Annotated in this window: 5 protein-coding genes; all 5 read right to left on the minus strand. The window is 40.6% G+C overall.

What is annotated here, in order from left to right; genetic code table 11:
- Window positions 1-524, minus strand: a 524-nt coding sequence (gene pheA, locus QZ359_RS06575) for a prephenate dehydratase (RefSeq protein WP_293964396.1), incomplete at its 3' end; no start/stop codon positions are given.
- Window positions 521-997 carry a shikimate kinase gene (locus QZ359_RS06580; protein ID WP_261049473.1) on the minus strand — a complete coding sequence of 159 codons (477 nt, stop codon included), beginning with the start codon at window positions 995-997 and terminating at the stop codon, window positions 521-523. The genes pheA and QZ359_RS06580, both read right to left, overlap by 4 nt.
- A complete protein-coding gene (gene aroA, locus QZ359_RS06585; RefSeq protein WP_293964411.1) occupies window positions 990-2,273 on the minus strand; it encodes a 3-phosphoshikimate 1-carboxyvinyltransferase in 1,284 nt (427 codons plus the stop codon). The genes QZ359_RS06580 and aroA overlap by 8 nt, the downstream gene beginning before the upstream one ends.
- Window positions 2,274-2,364: 91 nt before the next feature.
- Window positions 2,365-2,703: a YlbF/YmcA family competence regulator gene (locus QZ359_RS06590; RefSeq protein WP_293964413.1), complete on the minus strand. Its 339-nt coding sequence runs from the start codon at window positions 2,701-2,703 to the stop codon at window positions 2,365-2,367.
- Between the two features lie 53 nt (window positions 2,704-2,756).
- The coding region (locus QZ359_RS06595; RefSeq protein WP_293964415.1) for a hypothetical protein at window positions 2,757-3,310 on the minus strand (554 nt) is incomplete at its 5' end.

Genomic DNA, 3,310 nt, shown 5'->3' on the forward strand with positions numbered 1-3,310 from the left:
ACCCAGAAACGTGTGAAATTGGCTTCCATTTCCTGAATATCCTCAGCAATCAGTTCCAAGCCATATTCTTCGGCAGAACTTCTAGGTGCAATGGCCGCAAAGGGCTGGTCTGGATGTTCAGAAATAAAACGGGCCGCATAAGCTGTACTAGCTGTTACCTCGATTTGGGCCTCTGGATATTGTTCATCGATGAATTTCTTTCCTTGAGCCAAGGCCTGTGGATGTGAAAAAATCTTTTCAATCTTAGTATGTCCTGGAACCACCATCAACTGCTGATGAATAGGCTGAACGATTTCTGCAACTGCTTGAATGCGAGCCTGATGAAAAAGGTAGTCCAAGGTTTCATGAACACTACCCTCGATAGAATTTTCAACTGGCACCACAGAATAGTCCACCAAGCCTTGCTCATAGGCCTTGATGACATCTGTAATATTGGCAAAGGCCTGCAATTCCTCATGAGGAAAAGTTGTCTGCACAACGTGATGTGAAAATGATCCCTTGGGACCTAGATAAGCAATTTTCATCTCAGTTCCTCTATAATTTCCTCTGGGCTTAACTTGGTCACATCCAAAACCCGACTGGCTACTTCCTCATACCAAGCCTGTCGTTCTTGGAAAATAGCTGCTAATCCTTCCTTGCTATTATTTAGAAAAAGTGGACGCTGATTGTCCTTATCAGCTGCGATACGTTGGTAGAGGGTTTCAAAATCTGCTTTCAGGTAGATGTTATCAGAATTGGTCTTGAGTAAGTTGCGATTTCGCTGAGAAATGACTACACCTCCACCAGTTGACACGACTTGGTCTGTTTGTAGTAAATCAGCTAGGACTTCTGATTCTACCTGACGAAAGGCCGCTTCTCCCTTTTCAGCGAAAAAATTCGCAATGGACATACCTAAGCGCTTCTCTATCAGAGCATCCATATCAAGGTAATTAGGGTTCAAGCCTCTTGCAATGGTCGATTTTCCAGCCCCCATAAATCCTAGCAATACCTTAGCCATGAATCAAGTTCTCCAAATCATCAAAGAAACTAGGATAGCTGGTATTGATGGCTTCTGCACGGTCAAGATCCACCTCTCCATCTGCAACCAAGAGGGCTGCGATAGCTGTCATCATGCCGATACGGTGGTCACCAAACGTATTGACTCTAGCACCGTGAAGAGCTGATTTTCCTTTGATAATCATCCCATCTGCTGTAGGAGTAATATCCGCACCCATGCTATTTAAAGCGTCTGCCACAACCTGAATGCGGTCTGTTTCCTTGACCTTTAGCTCCTCAGCATCCTTGATAACTGTTACACCTTGGGCTTGAGTCGCAAGCAGGGCAATAATGGGCAATTCATCAATCAAACGTGGAATCAAAGCGCCACCAATCTCTGTTCCTTTCAAGTCAGAAGACTCAACAGTCAAAGTAGCAGATTTAGCGACTGGATCGATTTCAGTTATTTCCAATTTTCCACCCATGGCACGAATGACATCGATAATACCGGTACGCGTTTCATTAATACCTACATTCTTAAGCACTAGACGAGAATTTGGAACAATCAAACCTGCGACCAACCAAAAGGCTGCACTGGAAATATCTCCTGGCACGACAACCTTTTGTCCAGTCAGTTTTTGTGGTCCTTGGACTGTGATTTTCTTACCATCCACACTTAAATGGCCACCAAATTGTTGCAACATATCTTCAGTATGATTACGGGTGCACTCTTTCTCGATAATAACAGACTCCCCCTGAGCCTGCAAGGCCGCAAACATCAAGGCTGACTTGACTTGGGCAGAGGCAATTGGCAACTCATAATAAATAGGTCTTAGGTTTTTTGTCCCTTTTAAGTGAAGGGGAGGCAAGTCTCGCTCAGTTTGCCCTGAAATACTAACGCCCATTTTTTTCAGTGGAAGGGTCACACGATCCATAGGGCGTTTGGATAGACTGTCGTCTCCGAACATCTCTACTTCGAAGTCGGCCCCTGCAAGGACACCTAAAATCAGGCGAATCGAGGTGCCAGAATTTCCCATATCAAGGGCATTTTGCGGCGCTTTTAAGCCATCCATGCCCACACCTTGAATGGTAATAACCCCATCTTTATCCTCGATTTCAACACCAAGGTCACGAAAAACCTGCATGGTCGAAAGAACGTCTTCACCTCGCAGGATATCATAAACCTTGGTCTCACCCTCAGCCAAACTTCCAAAGATAATGGAACGATGGCTGATAGACTTGTCACCTGGAACGCGGATACTGCCATGTAAGTGGCGAATGTTTGTTTTTAGTTTCATATTGGACCTCATACTTGCAATACTTTTACCTATTTTATCATAAAAAGCCAGAAATTCCTTAAAAATTCCTGACTTTATGATAGTTATTTTCTTATTTTAGCAATTCTGAAACTGGTTCAAAAACAATTTTTTCAATGTCAGAAAGGTAAATCGCCAATTGTTGTTGCTTGGTAAAGAATTCTGACAAGAGGCTGTTCCCTTGAATCTGTTTACCAAAGCCTTCCATTTTCGCTTGGAAAGAAGCATCTGGCATTTGCCCTGTTTGTGCTAGTCTTTGAATTTCCTCTTGGAAGGCAACATATTCTGAAAAGATTTTGCTTGCCTCAGCATCTGCCGAAATCGCATCTTTAGCTGCTTTAACAGCCTTGTATTCTGGCAATTCGCGTAGACCGCGACTGAGTTCGTTTGCACTATCATAAATATTTGACATGATTTTCTCCTTATTTATTTCTTTTAAAATTAATAGTCACTCTGTGGTCTTTATTATTGTGCAATCACTTTTATATGACCTCTTGAATGTCCATTGCTTAATTCCTTATCTGGTATATACTCTATCTTCAAAGTTCCTAAATTAGAACCTGTTTTTATTTCATTTGACATAAGATTATCAAAATAGTTATTTATCTCATCATCAGATAAGGATGATTCAATCGATTTAACAATATCATGAAATACTTCTTTCATTCCTGCAACACCAGATTCACCATTTTCATTTGTCTGATTTATTGTTACATTGATTTTATCAGTATCATTTGCATGTAAAAGTTCCAGATAGTATCCGTAGCTTGATGCGAAATATTTTATTTTTATATTTCCTTTTTTGATATTTTCTAATGGGCTATTAGAATTTTGATTATAGCTATTGATAAACTCATTAATAATTCTATCGTCTACATACTTTGAATTAGTTTTCTCTGAACTTATTTCCTTGTTGGATGGTTCATTTTTTGTCTCAACACTGGCTTCTGAAGTAGTTTTCACATCTTTTTTAACAGTGTAAGCTCTAAGTAAGATAAAAGAAATAAAGATAATACCAA

Origin of the sequence: Streptococcus sp., assembly GCF_019414905.1 — a bacterium.
Classification (GTDB): domain Bacteria; phylum Bacillota; class Bacilli; order Lactobacillales; family Streptococcaceae; genus Streptococcus.